Annotated in this window: 14 protein-coding genes; 7 read left to right on the top strand and 7 right to left on the bottom strand. The window is 58.7% G+C overall.

Annotated elements, in window-relative coordinates:
* Nucleotides 1-71 precede the first annotated feature (71 nt).
* The 3 genes from IWX64_RS17255 to IWX64_RS05100 are packed head-to-tail and all read right to left on the bottom strand — an operon-like array spanning nt 72 to nt 1793.
* On the bottom strand, nt 72-908 hold the full coding sequence (locus tag IWX64_RS17255) for an FtsK/SpoIIIE domain-containing protein (RefSeq protein ID WP_442859030.1): 837 nt from the start codon (nt 906-908) through the stop codon (nt 72-74).
* Nucleotides 901-1455, bottom strand: a complete 555-nt coding sequence (locus IWX64_RS05105; protein ID WP_196866070.1) for a hypothetical protein — start codon at nt 1453-1455, stop codon at nt 901-903. The genes IWX64_RS17255 and IWX64_RS05105 overlap by 8 nt, the downstream gene beginning before the upstream one ends.
* Nucleotides 1452-1793, bottom strand: coding sequence for a hypothetical protein (locus IWX64_RS05100; RefSeq protein WP_196866069.1), 342 nt, complete (start codon nt 1791-1793; stop codon nt 1452-1454). Before IWX64_RS05100 ends, IWX64_RS05105 begins: the two co-directional genes overlap by 4 nt.
* Nucleotides 1794-1999: 206 nt before the next feature.
* Between IWX64_RS05100 and IWX64_RS05095 the strand changes: the two genes are divergently transcribed.
* Nucleotides 2000-2347, top strand: a complete 348-nt coding sequence (locus tag IWX64_RS05095; RefSeq protein ID WP_196866068.1) for a hypothetical protein — start codon at nt 2000-2002, stop codon at nt 2345-2347.
* 412 nt (nt 2348-2759) lie between these two features.
* Here the strand turns inward: IWX64_RS05095 and IWX64_RS05090 are convergent, their stop codons facing one another.
* From IWX64_RS05090 to IWX64_RS17250, 3 genes are all read right to left on the bottom strand, one after another.
* Nucleotides 2760-5696, bottom strand: a complete 2937-nt coding sequence (locus tag IWX64_RS05090; protein WP_196866067.1) for a DEAD/DEAH box helicase family protein — start codon at nt 5694-5696, stop codon at nt 2760-2762.
* The gene (locus tag IWX64_RS05085; protein ID WP_196866066.1) at nt 5693-7432 is read right to left on the bottom strand and encodes a DNA methyltransferase; all 1740 of its coding nucleotides are present in this window, start codon (nt 7430-7432) and stop codon (nt 5693-5695) included. Before IWX64_RS05085 ends, IWX64_RS05090 begins: the two co-directional genes overlap by 4 nt.
* A gap of 350 nt (nt 7433-7782) precedes the next feature.
* On the bottom strand, nt 7783-8514 hold the full coding sequence (locus IWX64_RS17250; protein WP_442859029.1) for a rolling circle replication-associated protein: 732 nt from the start codon (nt 8512-8514) through the stop codon (nt 7783-7785).
* Between the two features lie 868 nt (nt 8515-9382).
* Between IWX64_RS17250 and IWX64_RS05080 the strand changes: the two genes are divergently transcribed.
* From IWX64_RS05080 to purU, 6 genes are all read left to right on the top strand, one after another.
* A complete protein-coding gene (locus tag IWX64_RS05080; RefSeq protein WP_196866087.1) occupies nt 9383-10081 on the top strand; it encodes a hypothetical protein in 699 nt (232 codons plus the stop codon).
* 34 nt (nt 10082-10115) lie between these two features.
* Nucleotides 10116-10619, top strand: a complete 504-nt coding sequence (locus tag IWX64_RS05075) for a universal stress protein (RefSeq protein ID WP_334683164.1) — start codon at nt 10116-10118, stop codon at nt 10617-10619.
* On the top strand, nt 10616-10948 hold the full coding sequence (locus IWX64_RS05070; protein ID WP_196866064.1) for a cupin domain-containing protein: 333 nt from the start codon (nt 10616-10618) through the stop codon (nt 10946-10948). The genes IWX64_RS05075 and IWX64_RS05070 overlap by 4 nt, the downstream gene beginning before the upstream one ends.
* Nucleotides 10949-11034: 86 nt before the next feature.
* Nucleotides 11035-12240, top strand: coding sequence for an FAD-binding oxidoreductase (locus IWX64_RS05065; RefSeq protein WP_196866063.1), 1206 nt, complete (start codon nt 11035-11037; stop codon nt 12238-12240).
* Between the two features lie 129 nt (nt 12241-12369).
* Entirely contained in the window at nt 12370-14676 is a 2307-nt protein-coding gene (locus tag IWX64_RS05060) for a beta-galactosidase (RefSeq protein WP_196866062.1), read from the top strand.
* Between the two features lie 42 nt (nt 14677-14718).
* Nucleotides 14719-15585, top strand: a complete 867-nt coding sequence (gene purU, locus IWX64_RS05055; protein ID WP_196866061.1) for a formyltetrahydrofolate deformylase — start codon at nt 14719-14721, stop codon at nt 15583-15585.
* Nucleotides 15586-15903: 318 nt separating this feature from the next.
* On the opposite strand, the gene IWX64_RS05050 is transcribed toward purU, so the two are convergent.
* Nucleotides 15904-17541: a M23 family metallopeptidase gene (locus IWX64_RS05050; RefSeq protein ID WP_312884065.1), complete on the bottom strand. Its 1638-nt coding sequence runs from the start codon at nt 17539-17541 to the stop codon at nt 15904-15906.
* Nucleotides 17542-17654 lie beyond the last annotated feature (113 nt).

Raw genomic sequence — 17654 nt, 5'->3', positions numbered from 1 at the left:
ATGGGTTGTGTGAGAACTTCCATCATCTGAAGATCCCGACCCCAATCACTGGACCGACGCGCCAACCCCGACTACACCCTCCATTGTGAAGAGCCCCTTTCAAGGGGTGAAGAGGTGGGCGGATAATGTCGGTGTACTCGAACGACGTAATCGGCGTACTCGAGCATGTCCGTTCTGAACCGTTCACGAGGGATTCCTGGGGCGTCGATCACTCCCACACCCGGATCAAACGTCGAAAATTGATCCAAAAGGTTCGCTGGTAGGTTGTCGTGAAGCATTTTCACAGCGTCCGAGTTGTCCAGCCGCAGCGATATACGGCATCCGAATTGAGACCGAGATTCGGTGTCCACAGATTGAGCGCTCATTCTCTGAGCGAGGAGCAGGACACGCATTCCAGCCTTCGCTGATTCTCGAACGAGGCGACCGACAGCGTGCGAGATGGCTGGCTCAACCCGCTCTCCCGGCTTCAGCCCGTGTAAAAGGTCCCATGCACGTGCGGATGCAAGTAGGCCTGGATACTCCTCCATGACCACGACCACGAGAGGCAGCGACGGCGTGAAAGCGATCATTTTGTCCAGATTCTGCTCTCTGAGCCGAGCTATCCGCAGGTCCATTTCATCAACGATCCGGTGAAGTGCTGTTCGGTGTGCCGCCATGTCTGAGTTGCCAAGAGACCGCCAAGTTTTATGACTTGCCCCGCTAAAGGGGTTCAGGAGGATTCCGGTCGGATCGCACCCCGCGATAACCACCCTCGCAGATCTGGACAACTGAGAAAGGCATACGTAGGTGAGGACCGATTTTCCCGATCTCGTCTGACCTTGAATCGCGGTATGCCATGCCGCACCGAAATCGATCGACAAGTTTCGACCGGTTTCGGTGCGGCCAACAACAACTGACAGGTCAGTCATCGGTGCGGTGATGGATCGATTGATCAGCGGAGTAGCGAGTCTCGTTCAGTGGGCTTTTGAACTCAACCGTCACTTTGGCGGAACCTGGTGAGACTTGCTCGATTCGAAGGTTGCGACCCCAAGCACTTTCCAGATTGCCCTTAGCGTTCACCAAGGTCCGTACGTTCTGAAGACCAGGGATGACAGCGATCTCCAGCTCGATTCCCAGCGGTACTGGCGTATGACACATAAGGGTAGGGGTCACCTTCCGTTGCTTTGGAGGGATTCCCCGCGGACGACTTAGTCCGCTGTCGTCCATCGTCGTCTCCCACTGCCTGATGACTCCACGCAGCCACCGTCGCTGGGGTTTGGGGTATTCCTTGAATGACGACTTGGCCGAGGATGACCCGCGGAAGATTGCAGAACGCGGAACGAAGGTGAGCACGAATGCGATCGCCAATCCGGCGACAACAATCTCACGTGGGTCCCAGGAGGCTGGGGCGACCAACCAGGCAAGCACGGTCATCACACCGAAGATCACCGTCGAAGACTTCACGCGCGGGTTCATGCGTGATCAGCCTTCGATGGGACTGCGTTGACGGCCGTTGCTGACAACGAGATTCCCGAACGACCAGAGACCTCCCAGTGAGATGCCACGAGGTTGGTGAAGTGGACTGGGGTCATCGGGGCGAACGTGGGGGACTGCTTCAGCGGAATGCGGATCTCCTCCAACTGCGCCTTGGGTTTCACCCCAGAGGCCGTCGGCAGCGGTGCGTGCAGTACTTGGACGACCCAGAAGGGCGTGCCGTCGCTGTTTGTGGTTTGGGCTCCGTCGTAGACCTTCGGGGTGACATCAATCGCCACCATGCTTCCGAGGCCTGCCTGATCAACCGGAATGAACTTCATGGATGTGTCTTTCGTTGAAAGAGCGGGGTTGCTCTTCCATAAACTTACGCCATGTTTTTATGGAGTGCAATACGGCGACGCCGTTTATTTATGGAGGCGGTATAGTCGCACGTATGGCTTCGAGATATGACCCATTGCCCCTACGGCGGCTCACTTCAAATGACGAGGTAGTGGCTGGCCTACGTGACTGGCTAACGCTGGACGTGATGAATGAGGTTCTGGTACAGATCGGGAAGAAGTCGAGAGAACTGAGCGAGGAGTACGACATCCCCTATGCCGTAGCTGAGCTCTACCTAGTCGGCCTGCTTCTGAAAGCGGCAGGAGCATTGCGGCATTGGAAAGCCGGCGAGGTAGCTGCCGAGGCCTTCCCCCAGTCAGCTATTGCCGAGCCCCTTGATTATCGCGGGGGTACCGGGAACATAAAACGTGTCTTCCCTGCTTTGGACCAGATAGCCAAATCGAGACAACAAATTCAGGAGTCTGGTAAGCCTCAGACCTTCCAAATCGATGGATGGAACATAACTATGTCTCCCATTGATCCGACTGCAAGTTAGGGTACCGGCGGCAAGCCTGCAGATCCAGCCGAAGTGAAAACACCTCAGCTGCGTAACGCAGTTTTATGGGCGCTTTACGAAAGTGGAGGCACTGCCCCCGGAGAGCAGGCGAGTAAGTCGGTCTGTGTTAGAGCTGACGATGGCAGGATGTGACGACCCGCAGGATCTTTGGGTAGCTTATGGTGGACCGCCTGGTTGCAGGTCGGACGTACCGCCCTAAAGAGCGCGACATAGGCTGAAGGAAAATCACGGGAGACGTTTTCGACCGGTTGCAGCACTCTTCTAAATCCATCCAGGTCAGGAACCGAACGAGAACTGACCGTCTATGACCTCCACTTGGTTTGCTCTGCGCAAAGGAACGCAGCAGGTGGTTAGTGCGACAACCGGGTCAGAAGACTTATAGAACCCAGCTCTACCAAATCTGCTGTTCAAGATCTTCCTCTGCTTTCGAGCGCAACCTAGTTCGGTCAAGAAGGTCGGAAGCACGCTCATTCCCCTTGATCGAGTTTTCGACCGCCTGTTCACCAAGGAGGACGTAAGCCCACCGTCGGTGGCTTCGTTGTGCAGGTTCAAGCTCGTTTATCTGTTCACACCAAGCGATTGCAGCGGATTGTTTTCGCTGAACGTTGATGTCAGAGAGAGCTGAATCCGCTTTGGTCTCTACGACGTAGATCGTTTCCTCTGTGCGGAATAAAAAGTCAGGTGAGTATCGTGCCGGCATTCCGTCCGCTTTCAGATAGGGGCGCTGGACGAACGTATGTTTGTACTCGCTAATCTTGCAAAGCGCTTCAACTTTGGTGTCGTTGTTCGACCATTCGAGGAACTTCCGTTCCAGTCCACCGCTGTGTGCGGGGATTGGAAGCTTCGGGTAGATGCACTTTGCTACTTCAACGCTAGACGAAGCTCTTACGCTCAGCACCGGAATCTCGGACAGGCTGCGGAAGCTGACTTCAGCGATAGAGACGACTTCTTGAGTCAAAGAACGAACTAGGGCTGAGGATATGTTCCCTGCAAGCTCGTTCGTGATCATGTCGGTTACCAACACTCGCCAGTTTTCATCCGCTAAGGGATCGATTACCTCTCCAAAGAACCGGTTGCGGATGTAGGAATCTATCCACCCAAGAAGTTGAGGCCTGAAGCTTTGAAGCATAGGAAACGCGGCGAGGGAGTTGTACTTTTTCGCACTTGAAGTTATCTCAGCACGTGACCCACCCAAAGCCTCTGTTATGCGAACAGTAAGCCTCGCTAGGTAATCGTTGTATCCCGTTGCTGTCATGACGCCACCGTTTACCCGGTAGTCGCCGAACTGAGTTTTGGTCTGTGCATCAACCGAGATGAACCGATCGCCTTTCCCAACAAACCTCTTTGCATCCGCGAAGGGGAATCGGCAACGAGGCAGTTGGAAAGGATCAAGTATTGGGGTCTTCAGTTCCTCTTCTCTATCTCTGACCATCATTGGGACATGGAAGTCGAACTTCTCGAATCCGCTTCGAAGCTCCACCAGTTCGAGGTCCCCGGTAGGGGGCGGAGTGTCATCGGTCTCATCCCCAACTTCGCCAGCCAACCCTGCTGCCATCAGCTCGCCATAGAACTTGGAGAATGCCGGATGCTCGACAATGAACAGAACGTCAAAGTAGTTTTCCGGTTCGAGCTTGCTGGCAATACGCCTTCGTGTTTCTCGTTTCATCTCGTCTATTTGTTCATCGCCGCGCCACATGAGCCGGAGGCCCCGACCAATCAACTGTTCTAAAAGGATCGGTGCTTGGCTTGAGCGCAGAGGTACAATGACGGCTATATTGTTCACATCGAACCCCTCACGGAGCATCAACACGCTGACAATAACTTTTGGCGTTTCGTGCCGATCCACATCGAACAGACGCTCGCGCGTGACGTCCCACTCTGCCTTCGACATTTCACCTTTGCGTACCGAATCAACCGTGAGAACATCTTCCTTGGCCAAGCCCTCTGAATGGAGAAACGCCTCGACGTGGCCAGTTACCGAAGTGTCCTCGCAAACGATCATGAGCTTTGGGTGTTTGGACGAGTCGACGTGAGCGAAACTTTTCTCGAGCATCGAAAGCTTCGTTAGTCCGGCGCGAAGCATCGTACGTTGCCCGGAAGATAGCCCGGTGACCTTTCCCCCCGCGTCGCGTTCGGCGTTGAAGTCAAGCGGCAAGTCTGCGATTTCCTTGCGCCTGTCCAGGGCCAATGACTTGACTAGTCCCGCGCGCATGGCTTTCTTCAAATCGAAGTCCACGACTATGTGCGGGAAGAACTTTGGCCCCTTCTTTGCTCCCGTTCCAACTTCCTTGTATGGAGTCGCCGAAAAATCGATCTGAACAAACTGGTGCCCTTTTGTGGAAGCAATTTCGGTCAAACTTTTCTGCCACTCAACCTCGTCAACCTGTTGACCGTTCTTGATTGAGTGGATATGGTGCGCTTCGTCATTGAAAACGAGTAGCGACGGAAGGGCCTTCAACCAATCGAGGGGCCCGCCTCGCAGATGCTTTCGATCTAAAGCATCCAGGCTGTTTCCTGCGTTTACCCCAGGGGTGACCGGAAAAAAGCTCTCGATCGCGGCTTTCGCATCAATGTCTGCTCCGGGCGCATCAGTTTCGGGGACGAAGTCCGGATCCTCCACACCGGCAAGCAGATGCCAGTTTGTGATGGCGATCAAGCCGCTCCCAGTCACTTTCTTACCGATGTCTGTTTTGACGATCACGGACGACTGGACGAAACTGAATATTTGATCACGATAGTTGTCGGGTATAAAAATCTCTTGGTTTAAGTAAATATCCGAAGATTCGAAATCACGTTTTCCTTCACGCTCCTTACCAAGGAACGAGTCAAGTAGGCGGTCATAAACAATGAGCCCAGGAGCCACAAGAAGGAAATTGGAAGTGAATCGCTGATCTTCCGGGTATTCCCGTCTATTCAGGTATTGCCATATTAGTAAAGCATTTAGCACCCAGGTTTTCCCAGTTCCGGTCGCCATCTTTGCGGCATATTTAGGGTGATCGTTTTGGGGGCGGGTGACCTCGCCGAGCGTTCCTCCACCAAGTAGCGCCTCGGACGCGAACGTACGATAGAGATGTTCAAGATTTGGTGCGTTCGCTACTTCGTGAGCGTAAATGATGTGCAGGATAGCCGCTCGCTGCCCCTCATGAAAGTTCATTGATCGCAGCTGTACATAGTCATCCTGGAACCAGTACTTGAGCAATTCAGCGGTCACTGGTGTGACTTCGCTCATTAGGGCCGTAGGCTGACCCTTTACGATATCCGGAATTTGTTCGCTAATGATCCTTTCGAGAGCAGTAGCCAGGGGAAAATTATCGGCTTCTTTACTCATGCCTCGACCTCAACGTTCTCGATTATGACCTCAGATTCGTAGCCGAAGACGTCAACAGCACGGACGCATACCCGACGGGAGGTTGGTTTGAAAGGAATCTCGACATAGGCCCTAGCGGTGACGCGCAGGCTGTCACCATCATTTTCAGTGTTACCTCGGTAGTCTTGCCACACTGATCGAAACACTTGACCGTCATACTCAGGATCCACAGCCCAATATTCAATCAGTGCAAGGGGCTCATTATTCATGACTTCTAGGAGCTTCGCCCTGTTCGCATCATCAAGATTTAGCGCGTCAGGGGAGAGGAGGACATAGTTCTCCAGATTGACTGCAAGCATCTCCGTTTCACCCTGTCGCTTCCGGCTGTGGACGGACGCTTGAACATACTGCAGCGTGGAGAATTTCACTTCATCGGCGAGCTTCGCCACGGAGCCCTTCTTCTTCAGGCGGTCGAGTAGGTCGGGGGGAATCACGAGAACCTCCAACCGATCATCTTTTAGCGCTTCTATGTCCTGTCCTATCGAATCAGCGAAGTTCCAACCGAGGACGACTACCTTGTCAAAGCCACCCATCACCGAAACTCGCGCCTGTTGAGCACGCCGCAAGGTCGCTCCCGTAACCAATGCGTTTGGACTTGTAGCAATGACCAAAGCCTTCTCGTCGGGGACACGTCCAAGAGCCCCTCCTTGGTTGACTTCAAGTGGCAGCGGTACAGCGCCGAATAGCCGAAGTACGACCTGGGCAAGCTCTCCAACTTTGAATTTTCGACCGAGAACGGACTTGGCTTGTTCTACCTGGTAATCACCGATCGCCTCAAACAAGAAGGGCTTGGCGCTCTGGTCGATCAGTCGCTTTCGAGTCAACATTGTGGATGTCTTCCCAATATCGGTGGCGATCCATCGTCTACCTAGTGATTCGGCAACGCTTGCAACTATCCCGGAACCGGCGAAGAAATCAGCCACTACACTATCTTTATTCGATGCTCCCTTCAGGATTCGTTCGATTAGTGGCCAGGGTTTTTCGGTCGCATAGCCAACACGTTTTACACCATCGACGGGGTATCGACCCGCAATGGCCATAACCCACCAAGATTCCGGAATTTTTCCTTGCTGATCCAATGCATAGGTATCGGCAATGAAACCAGAGCCAGCCAGCCCGACTTTAAAGTTACCTTGCGTCTTAGTGCTGTGCTTTTCCCGTATTTGATCATCATTGAAGATCCAATCGGAACGGTCCTTCGAATACCAATATATGGTGTCGTGCTTGCGATTATATTGCTTCATCCCTGGTGAGCCGGGACCGTGGTAGGCCCACACAATCTCATTTCGTAAGTTCTCTTTACCAAAGATTTCGTCCAGGATTATTTTCACGTAGTGGCCTACATGCCAGTCGAGATGGACGAATATCGATCCCTTTTGCGACAGCATCTCACGCATTAGGATCAGGCGTGGCGTTAGCATGGCTAAATAAGATGCCGTGCCGTCAGACCAGGTGTCCGAGTACGAGAACTGTTCCAGAACTGTGGGCCGCTGATCGATCGTTGTCCCTGGAAGCTTGATTTTTGATCTGTAGTCGGCCTTCGAGTCAAAAGGCGGATCAATGTAGATCAGATCGATCTTGCCTCGCATCGACGGTCGCTCCGAGTCACCGGCCAACAGTGCAGCCATTGCAAGTAGGTTATCTCCGTAGATCAATCGATTAGGAAGCTCCTCATCAATATGCTCCTGTGGCAGCATCCTAAGTGCGTCCGCTATGGCCGTGTCCTTGCTGGGGATCACAAGTTCGCGTGTCTGTAGAGTCACCCGATTGCGACCCTCAAGGCCCTCCAAGATCTGCGCGGCCCTTCGCTTCCCATCGGCAACGATTCCAGGCAGTTGTTCCAGTAGTGACTTACTCAAGGGTTCCCCAACTTCTTATTGAAGGCTAGTACTTGCATTGACTCTACCGTCGCTCGACCGGACCGGTGCCCTGAACCTATCCTGCTCAGAGGCTCTTCTGAGGTCGTTCCTCATGCAGCTCACATAGGATCTGTTGGAGGCGTCATAGAGGAGACTTGAAGCCAATAGACGGTCTGTTGTGAGATGGACTATTCCAGAATTTTACTGACGACAGTCAATAACGAGGGGCCATCGTTCGCAGTGATGAATCCGCTGGCGGTAGGGAATCTTTCTGTCCTTCGAGTCACCGTTCGCTTCCGATACTTAACCTCTCCAGTCACCCGGTCGACGCCTACTGATCGCCAAACTGAACACTTCTTCGTCAGTCCTTTGGAACGATGCCACCGGCGTAGGGTTCGCGAGACTCGAAGAGCATTTTCTTCGGTCACATCGGCGATTGCAATTAGCTTCTCGAGTCCCACATACCCCCAGAATCGCCCGACGCTGGAACCTGACCATTCGGATGGCGGTCTGTTCTGATACTCTTTCGAGCCTGCCGCTCCAGCAGACCCATGCTTTGAGAAGTAAACTGCCAAGCGTTGTGGGTCCATTGCCTTAAGCCCTTCGGCATAATCGACTCCGGTTCCGGCCAGTAGGTGACGCCGATACTGCTCCTTATCTGGGTGATTGACCACATCAGCCCAGGTCCGGGAAACCCATTCGCTGAATGAGATGCCATTCTTCGAAAGCGAGTTCGGAACAGCCGTGAAGAGGTGAAAGTGTGGGGCGCCTCGTCTTTGAAACTCCATTTTCCAAACCCATCTAGGTGGCATCCCCCAAGCTCTGCCCCATCGCTTTCGAAACTTGTCGAGCAGAGTCTTGAAGGTCTTACCATCTGGTGCGACTTCCAACCATGCGCCCGGAAGGGTGAGGGTAACCATTGCGGGAGTCCCCCCGGCGTTGAAGAGGGGCTCATAGTCGAGCTGGGCAAGAACCCTAATCATGCTAGATCGAGACTGACGGCTCCACTCCATAATTTCCCTTTTATTGGGCGATGCTCTTGTCTCATCACCCACGCCTATGCCCCGATGGTTGGAAGAATGGTCCAGCTTTTCTCGACGATTAAGATCTGTGTGTGACACCTGAATGACTCCGGGTGCGACAGATATCCGCCAGCGCTTAGCATCATTTTCACCCCCGGACCAAGCCGTACGCATGGGAAGGAGATTCGCAGCGGCGGTTACGGCGTCTGCGCCTGGAAATCCTCCCCCGAACGCGGGAGGGGAGATAGAGGCTGTGGTTTCCCTCTTCCGGCTGGTTATAGGACATATAACAAGCCCGTCGACCGATGGCGTGTTGAGGGATGAATCCAGGCGCACCACTTCCGCTTCGCTGCGTGGCGCGGCTGGATTCGCATGATCTGTATGAAGCTCATTGGTGGTGTTAGAACCGGAAGTGTCGGAGAACCTCGTGGTTTGGCTCATAGCTATCCCGTGACCAACATCGTGACCAAGTTCTCTGCAACCTATGCAATTGATGCCGATGTCTGCATGATCCACACGACAGGAACCATGTTTTCGGCCCTAGTCGCCTGACCCGCGCTGTCTTGTAAACAGGGGGTCGCCGGTTCGAATCCGGCAGGAGGCTCCACCAATTTCTCCGCTGCGCCTCTTGTGCCAACCGTTCCGGACTGCTTAGCTTCGTGAAACGGCGCGTCTGGGCCGGGGGCCAAAATCGACGTCGATCAATCTGGGTCGGCGGAAATACTGAAGCCTCTCAACAAATGTTGGAGGGAATCTGATGTATTCGATGCGACAGAGCGCAGCCACCTCTCTGGCCTTGGGCTTCCTGATCGCCGGGGCTGGTTGTTCCCTCAGCCCGGGGCACTCCAGCATCCTCACGGATGAAGGCCTTGATGAAATATGCTTTTTGGATGTCCCACCCAGTGAGGGAACGGCCGTCGTCGGTGAAGTAATCAACAACAACGGCGACCAGCCGGTAACCATCATGGCTGTGACCCTGCTGGATGCCAGGGACATCCTGATCGAGGACGCCTACATCATTCCCATGGAACCTGGTCCGGGCACCGCCATCGGCGCGAGCTCGACACTGACCAAAGACCCGGAGATTCGGGCCCGATTGGATCAGGCCCTACCTGCTGAGGGGTACGTCATTGATCCTGGAGAGCAGGTCAACATCGTGGTAGCCGTGTCCATCCCCGCCGAGGTTCGCCAGGGAACGGCCTCCGGGATAGACGTGCGCTACGAACAGCAGCCCAACATCAACGTCACTGATACCCGGGTCAAGATGACCATGGCGAAGAGTCATGCTCCTGAGCCCTCGGGTTCGAGTGATTCGTTGCCACCGTCCAACAAGCTTTTAGCGGAGCCCCTGGCTGCCCCGGCTCCGGATTTCCTCCGCCTTTGCTGCCTGCATGCCGTGCTTCACGCCAAACCACAAGGGGGCACTTCGGCCCTACCGCTCCACGCCCGCGGGGAACACCATTGAAGGAGCAGCATCCCCAAGAAAAAAGGATCACCCATTGGAAACACCATCCGACGCCCACCAACGTGCCATTGTGGTCGGCGTGGATGGGTCACCGTCGTCCGTTGCCGCCCTGCAGCTGGCGATGAGTCTGGTTCCGCTCGCGGGCGACGTGGTTCATGCCGTTGCAGCCTGGCACCACCCCGTTGCCCTCAGCGTGTACACGCCCCTGGATTGGAACTATGAGGAAGTAGCGGGGAAGGCACTCGACCAGGCGCTGATTGATGCGTTCCCCGAAGGAATTCCCGCCGTGGTTGACCGCCGTATTCGTCAAGGAAACGCTGCGAAAGTGCTCATTGACGAGAGCGAGCGTGCCTCGATGGTGGTCGTCGGCTCACGGGGACACGGTGGATTTGCAGGCCTGCTGCTGGGATCGGTGAGTTCAACGGTCGCCGAGCGGGCCCATTGCCCCGTCCTCGTCTCACATGGTGGCCTGGAGACAGCAACAGCTGGCTCCGGCACCCTGCCCGGCGTGGGAGCCTCCGCTGGTCAAGTCAATTGAGTAAAACGTCCCTGACCGCGCTGCAGAGCCATCAACTGGAGATCGCTGTGCACGCACCGAGTGGCCGCAGCGCGCACACCATAGTCGGTGGGCCTGAGAAGGTCATGCGCCAAACCGTGATCGCGCTCCGGGGCGGCAGCCGACTGAGCGAACACGAGAATCCGGGTGAAGCGACCGTGCAAGTGCTCCACGGTCGCGTGGAATTGACCGCTGGGCAGGATACCTGGAACGGGTTACCCGGCGATCTCCTTGTTGTTCCCGATTCACGGCACGCCCTGGAGGCAATTGAAGACTCGGTAGTGCTCCTGACCGTCGCCAAACACCAGTAAAAAGTGCTCCCAGCAGGGGACCGCGGACGCTCTCGGGCGCTCGCCACCACATCAAGACTCTCGTCACCACCAAACTAAGGACCCAAATGCTTTCTGATACATCCCGGCCGGTCATCGCAGCGACGCTTCCGGTTGTTGGCGAGAATATCGGCGAAATCGCTAAGCGGTTCTATGTCCACATGTTCGAGGACCGGCCGGAGTTGCTGGACGGGCTCTTCAACCGCGGAAACCAGGCGGATGGACGACAGCAGCAGGCGCTGGCTGGATCCGTTGCTGCCTTCGCCGGCATGCTGGTGAATCAGCCCGACGAAATGCCGGATCACCTGATGTCGCGGATTTCCCACAAGCATGTCTCACTGGGGCTTCAAGCAGATCAGTACCAGGTGGTGCACGAACATCTCATGTGGGCAATCGTCGACGTTCTTGGAGATGCTGTGACAGCGGTGGTGGCAGCTGCCTGGGACGAGGTGTACTGGCTGATGGCCAACATGCTGATCAACCAGGAACGCACCATGTACGCCGCCGTAAACCTGACACCGGAATCCGTCTGGCGCACCTGGCGGGTCACCGAGAAGATTCAGGAAACCGACGACGTCGTCACTTTTGTCGTGGAGCGCATCGACGCCCGTGAGGTGAAACCGTCGTTGCCCGGCCAATACGTAACGTTGAAGGCCCTGATGCCCGACGGCATCCACCAGCCGCGGCAGTACAGCCTCACCCAGGCTGATGACGGTCTGCACCGGCAGTTCTCCGTCAAACGGGTTCATGGCCTTCCCACCCCCGACGGTGAGGTGTCCAACCTGTTGTGCTCGAGCGTCGAGGTGGGGGATGAGGTGGTGCTCTCGGCCCCTTTCGGCGACGTGGTGCTCGCTGCCGGCGGCAGGCCGGTGGTATTCGCCAGCGCGGGGATCGGCATCACACCGATGGCAGGGATGATCTCCCACCTCGCCCAGTCCGAGTCCACCCGCAGCGTGACTCTGCTGCACGCAGACAATTCAAACGCTTCCTTTGCCCTGAAGGACCAGGTGAGCGCGGACCTGGCGGGCCTTGCTGACGCGTCGCTCACCACCTGGTTGCTTGAACCGTCACAAGACGAGACCCCGCCGGGCGAACTCGCAGGCTTTATGGATCTGAGCACCCTGGCGCTGCCCGACGACGCCGAGTACTACCTGTGCGGACCCCTGGCCTTCATGCAATCGGTGCGCAGTTCACTCATCCTGCGCGGTATCCCCGCGAAAGACATCCAGTACGAGGTCTTCGGCCCCGACCTTTGGCTCGCCGACTTCCAGTAATCCCGATCGCGCAGCAGTTCCTCTGGCTGATCTAGGGGTATAAAAAGGGCACTGGCCCCTGTTGGGACGGACCTCACCGCCCGGGCTGAGGTCCGTCCCCACGGACGCGCTCCGGGATAGGGTGTCAGGGTGAACCCGCCAACGACGTCCCCACTGTCCCTGACCCATCGGCCCTGGACAGCCGCGCTGACGAGGCCGACGATGGCGAACCTTCACGATCAACACACCCGGATTGGCCTGACCACCCGCTATCTGGAACGCGACGGCGCCCCCTACATCCCGGTGTCGGGCGAGTTTCACTTCAGCCGTGTTCCACACCGGGACTGGGCCCGCCGACTGCAGGCAATGCGGGCCGGTGGCATCACCACCGTCGCCACCTATGTGTTCTGGATCCACCACCAACCGCAGAGGGAGCAGCCGCCGGACTTCGCCGGCCACCTCGACCTCGCAGCGTTTGTCGAGCTGTGCGCCGCCCACGATCTGGACGTGGTGCTCCGGATCGGACCGTGGTGCCACGGCGAGGTCCGCAACGGTGGGTTCCCCGACTGGGTCCAGCATGCGCCGGTCCAGCATCGGACGGATGACCCACCGTACCTGGAGCTGGTCCGCGGGTGGTTCACGGCGATCGCGGCGCAGCTTCCCGGGCGTTTCGGTGACACCTCGCGCATCATCGGGATCCAGCTGGAAATTGAGATCTATGACCAGCCCCAGCACATCCTCACCCTGAAGCGGATGGCACGCGACTGTGGGATGTCCGCCCCGCTGTGGATGGCGACGGGCTGGGGCAGCGCGGAACTGCCGCCGGACGAGGTGCTGCCCATGTACGGAGGGTACGCGGACGGATTCTGGGTTGACGCCGACGCCGACTGGGACCCGACGTTCCGTGAACACTACTTCTTCTCCCATGTGTGGGACGATCCCGGAATCGGCGCGGACATCCTCCTGATGAACGGTGGCCAGCGGCCAGACAGCCGCGGGACCGTCTCGCCCCAGTTCCCGCCGGTGACCTGTGAGCTTGGCGGCGGAATGGCCACGGCCTATCACCGCCGTCCACTGCTCTCCGGCGCCGATATCGCTGCCGTCGCCAACGCAAAGATCGGCAACGGGTCGGCCTGGCAGGGATACTACATGTACGTCGGGGGAACCAACCCGGGTCCCGGACTCCAGGAATCACAATCCACCGGCTACCCCAATGACATGCCGGAGTTCGACTACGACTTCCACGCCCCGGTCGGCGCCTCGGGCCGACTCAACGAAACCCACGCCATGCTGCGACGGCAGCATGCGTTCCTCGCAGCGGTCGGAAGCCGGTTGGCGACGATGCCTTCCTCCCTGCCGGACCGAATGCCGGGGGGAGTGCAGGACAAGGAGGTGCTCCGGTGGGCGGTCCGCAGCGATGGCACCAGCGGGTTTGTCTTCATCAACTGTCACCAGCCGCACGACCCACTCAGCCCACTGCCCGGGGCCACGTTCGACCTGCAGCTCGGCAAGGAATCGCTGAGCTTCCCCGACCAGCCGATCACCATCTTCCCTGGAACTGTTGCACGGTGGCCGTTCAGGCTCGAAGTGGGGAAACTGACCATCCAGTGGGCGACGGCCAGCCTCCACACGCTCCTTGACCGGCCGGTCGGGGGCACCGTGGCGGTGTTGACGGCGGAACCAGGGGCCTCGGTGGCTGTCGCTTTGGAGGATGGGACGGTGCTCCGCCCACCGAATGACCAGGTGTTCGTCCACGCGGTAGGTGACGACGCCGTCGTCGTCCTTCCATCCGCAACCGCGGATCTGGCGTGGGTGGTGGACGGCACCCTCTACCTCTCCGCAGACGAACTGGATGCCGCCGACGACGACGTCGTCACCTGGGTGCGGACGCCAGGACCTCCGCCGCAGATCTTCGATACCGACTCGCTCGCATTCGTCTCCCTGACGCCGACTGAACCGACGGTCCGGTCTCACCCCGGACGGCGGCCGGTTACGGCCGAACAACTCCAGACAGCCAAACCGCCAGCACCCGGGTACGGCTCACATCAGGGGAGGGCCAGCGCGCCGGGTCACGAGATGCTGGTGAACGAGGGTACCGCCTATCGGCTTCAGCTCCCTTCGGAGGCTATCGCGGAGTCCGCACTGGAACTGGAGATCGACTGGGTGGGCGATGTCGCGGTGCTCGAAGCCGACGGGCGGGTGATTGCCGACCGGTTCTGGGACGGCACTTCGTGGACGGTCGATCTGGGGCCAGCTGAGGAAGCCCCCCGCGAGCTGATCCTCCGTGTCTTGCCCCTGCACCCTGACGCCCAGGTGTGGCTCGACCCCTCAGCCCGAACGAAGCTTCCGGCTGACCCGCAGGAGCAGGGCCTCATCAGCGCAGCTGTATATTCAGCTAGGGCTGTGCGCCACAGCGTCGCAGCCGTGAGCGCGCGACGAACCTGGATAACGCGATGAACCCAAGCGCAATGTCAACGCAACGAAAGTGCTGAACGAACAATGGAACCGAACAACGAGGTTGAACACATCCTGGCACTTCACTGTCCGGAACGCCCGGGGATTGTCCACGCGGTTTCCGGCTTCCTCCTGGAGCAGGAGCGGGACATTGTTGAACTCAAGCAGTTCGGGGACCGGCAGTCGGGACACTTCTTCATGCGTGTTCACGTGGCCGGGCCCGACGTCGACGGACTGACCGAATCGATGCAGGCCGCGTTCAGCCCGATCGCCGAGGAGCTCGACCTGACGTGGCGACTGGAGCCCCTGGGCACCAGGCGCAGGGTCCTGATCATGGTCTCGAAGTTTGGGCATTGCCTGAACGACCTGCTCTACCGGTCACGGATGGGTGAACTCCCGATCGACATCGTTGCAGTGATGTCCAACCATCCGGACCACCAGGACCTGGTCGAGTGGCACAACATCCCGTTCTTCCACGTACCCGTCACCGCCGACACCAAACCGGCCGCGGAAGAACGCCTCATGGAGCTCGTGGACCAGCTCGACGTCGAACTGGTGGTGTTGGCGCGCTACATGCAGGTGCTGAGCGATGAGCTGACCCGCCGTCTCAATGGCCGCGCCATCAACATCCACCACTCTTTCCTGCCCAGCTTCAAGGGTGCGAAGCCCTACCACCAGGCTCATGCGCGGGGTGTGAAGACTGTTGGTGCCACCGCACACTACGTCAACGCAGAGCTGGACGAGGGCCCGATCATCTCCCAGCAGGTGGTCGAAGTGGATCACACCTACAGCGCTGACGATCTGGTGACCGCGGGGCGGGACACGGAGCGGAAGGCCCTGTCCAACGCAGTCCGCTGGCACTGCGAGGGGCGTGTCTTCCTCCACGGAAACAGGACAGTGGTCTTGAAGTAGCTGGCCGTCCTGGCGGGAGGGCTTTCGCTCCAGACGGTCTGCACGCGGCAGAGCTAACTGGCTTTCCGCTGCGGCTCATCGTTGAGTCAATGCAGCGGGAAAGAGGGGGTGAACTGTTTAGGCGGCCTCTGCGAGGCAGCAGTCCTCGCAGAACACTGCTTGAACGAGTTCGCCGCAACATTGGCACCTATGATCCGTGTTTGTCATGAGCCGAGAGTACGGGGACGCCGGTGCTGCGTCACGAGTAGAGGGTACTCGACTCAACACCACCGGCGAGGTAGGTAATTACTCGCTTGTCGTGGTTCCAAGCCTTGCGGGTCAGGGTGCTGCTGGAGCCGACTCCGGGGCCGGGTTGCTGGGACCCTCGGTTGCATCTGCTGCGCCAGCTGCGGCGGAGTCCGTCGCTGTTTCCTCGGGGTGCGGTGACTGGCCAGATTCATCCTCGGCCTCGCATCCCGAGGCGGGGTCAATGGGCTCTTCCCCCTCGGGGGCACCATCTTCGGGGTTTGCTTCCACGACTGGTTCTGGCGCCGGGGTTGGCTGCGGGGATGGGATTGGTACAAGGGCGGGCTCCAGATTGGACTCGCCACCAGCTTCGAGGCCCCCTGCACCTTCTGGGTCCGGTGCCGGCTCGGGGTCACAGGTCGGTTCGGGGTCGGGGTCCGGAGTGGGCTCGGGGTCCGGTGTGGGCGAAGGCTCGGGGGTTGGTGCGGGCGAAGGCTCGGAGGTTGGTGCGGGTGATGGCGACGGCGACGGCTTGGGGATTGGTGTGGGCTTGGTGGTCGGGTCGGGTTTACCAGCTTCGGCCGGATCCGGGGTGCTGGGTGAGGGCTTTAGAGTGGGCTCTGGTGGCGAGGCCGAAGGGGCAGGCTGAGCCTTTACTGGTTTCGCTGGTCCGGGTTTGGCTGATGGATCAGCGCTTGGAGCGGACGACGGTCGTGTCGGCTTCGAGGTGGCGGCGGGCGCGGGCGTGTCCGTCCGGGGTACAGGGGTACTCGCCGACGGTGTGCCCGGGGAGGGTGCAGCGCCGATAACCAGCCCTGCACCAAAGTTGCCGGATCCCTGGTTGGCAGCATGGTTGTGGGAAACCTCGTGTGGCATGGCGATCACCCACGGGACGGGTCCGCTGGCCCCCGACTCGCCGGGCTCGTAGGACGTCATCGCGGGTGTCTGGAAACTTGTTGCCTGGCCTAGCGGGGTGAGCGTCCAGCCTTCCGGGTCCACATGGGAGCCGTCGCGGATGGTCTCGAAGTGCAGGTGGCAGCCGGTCGACGAGCCGGTCGACCCGATGGCCGCAACCACCTGGCTGACGGCAACGGTGTCGCCAGCCTTCACGGAGATGCCTTCCAGGTGGTTGTAGGTGGTGATCAGACCGTTGCCGTGGTCGATCTCCACCCGGTTGCCGCCACCCCAGGGGTGCCAGCCGACGGCGCGGACGGTGCCGGCGTCGGCGGCGTGGACGGGTGTACCGCACGGGGCCGCGAAATCGAGTCCATAGTGGAATTCGCCCGCCTCGCCGGTGATGGGGTTGATGCGCTCGCCGAACGGGGAGCTCGGGCTGAGGAGCGCGAGGGGAGCCATCAGGGTACCGGGTGCGGGGCGGGCCGGGTCATCGGACTGGACGCTGGTGACCGTGAACTCGTCCGGCTCGTCGGCTGCCTTTCCGGTCGCTGACGGGAACCCCCTGAAGGGATCTACCGGAGTGAGGAAGTTTTGTGCTGCGGGGACCGGGAGTGCCAGGAGATCCCGGCCGACCCACCCGGTGGGGAGAGTCGAAGACGCTGACGCGCGGTCCGCCGCCGAGGCCACCAGCTGGCCGGGGGCGCCGCTGAACGAGCTCTGGTAGCCGGAGCCACACACCGCCGCGACAGCGATGCAAACTGCGAGTGTGGTCCGCGTTGCGGACTTTCTCAGTCCCAGCATCTTCGGGTCGGCGATCGGTCGGGCAGGTGTCACGTTCAGCTCCAGGCATATCCCCGCTGAGTGAGCTGATTGGCAAGTAAAAACCCGTCAAGCGGAAAGCGATCTGGCCCCCACCACCTCACCCCTGTACGGGGAACTTCATATGT

It is taken from the genome of Arthrobacter sp. CAN_A212, assembly GCF_015752345.1.
Lineage (GTDB): Bacteria > Actinomycetota > Actinomycetes > Actinomycetales > Micrococcaceae > Arthrobacter_D.
Note: the sequence above shows the minus strand (reverse complement) of the source record. Positions and strands in the feature narration are given on the sequence as shown.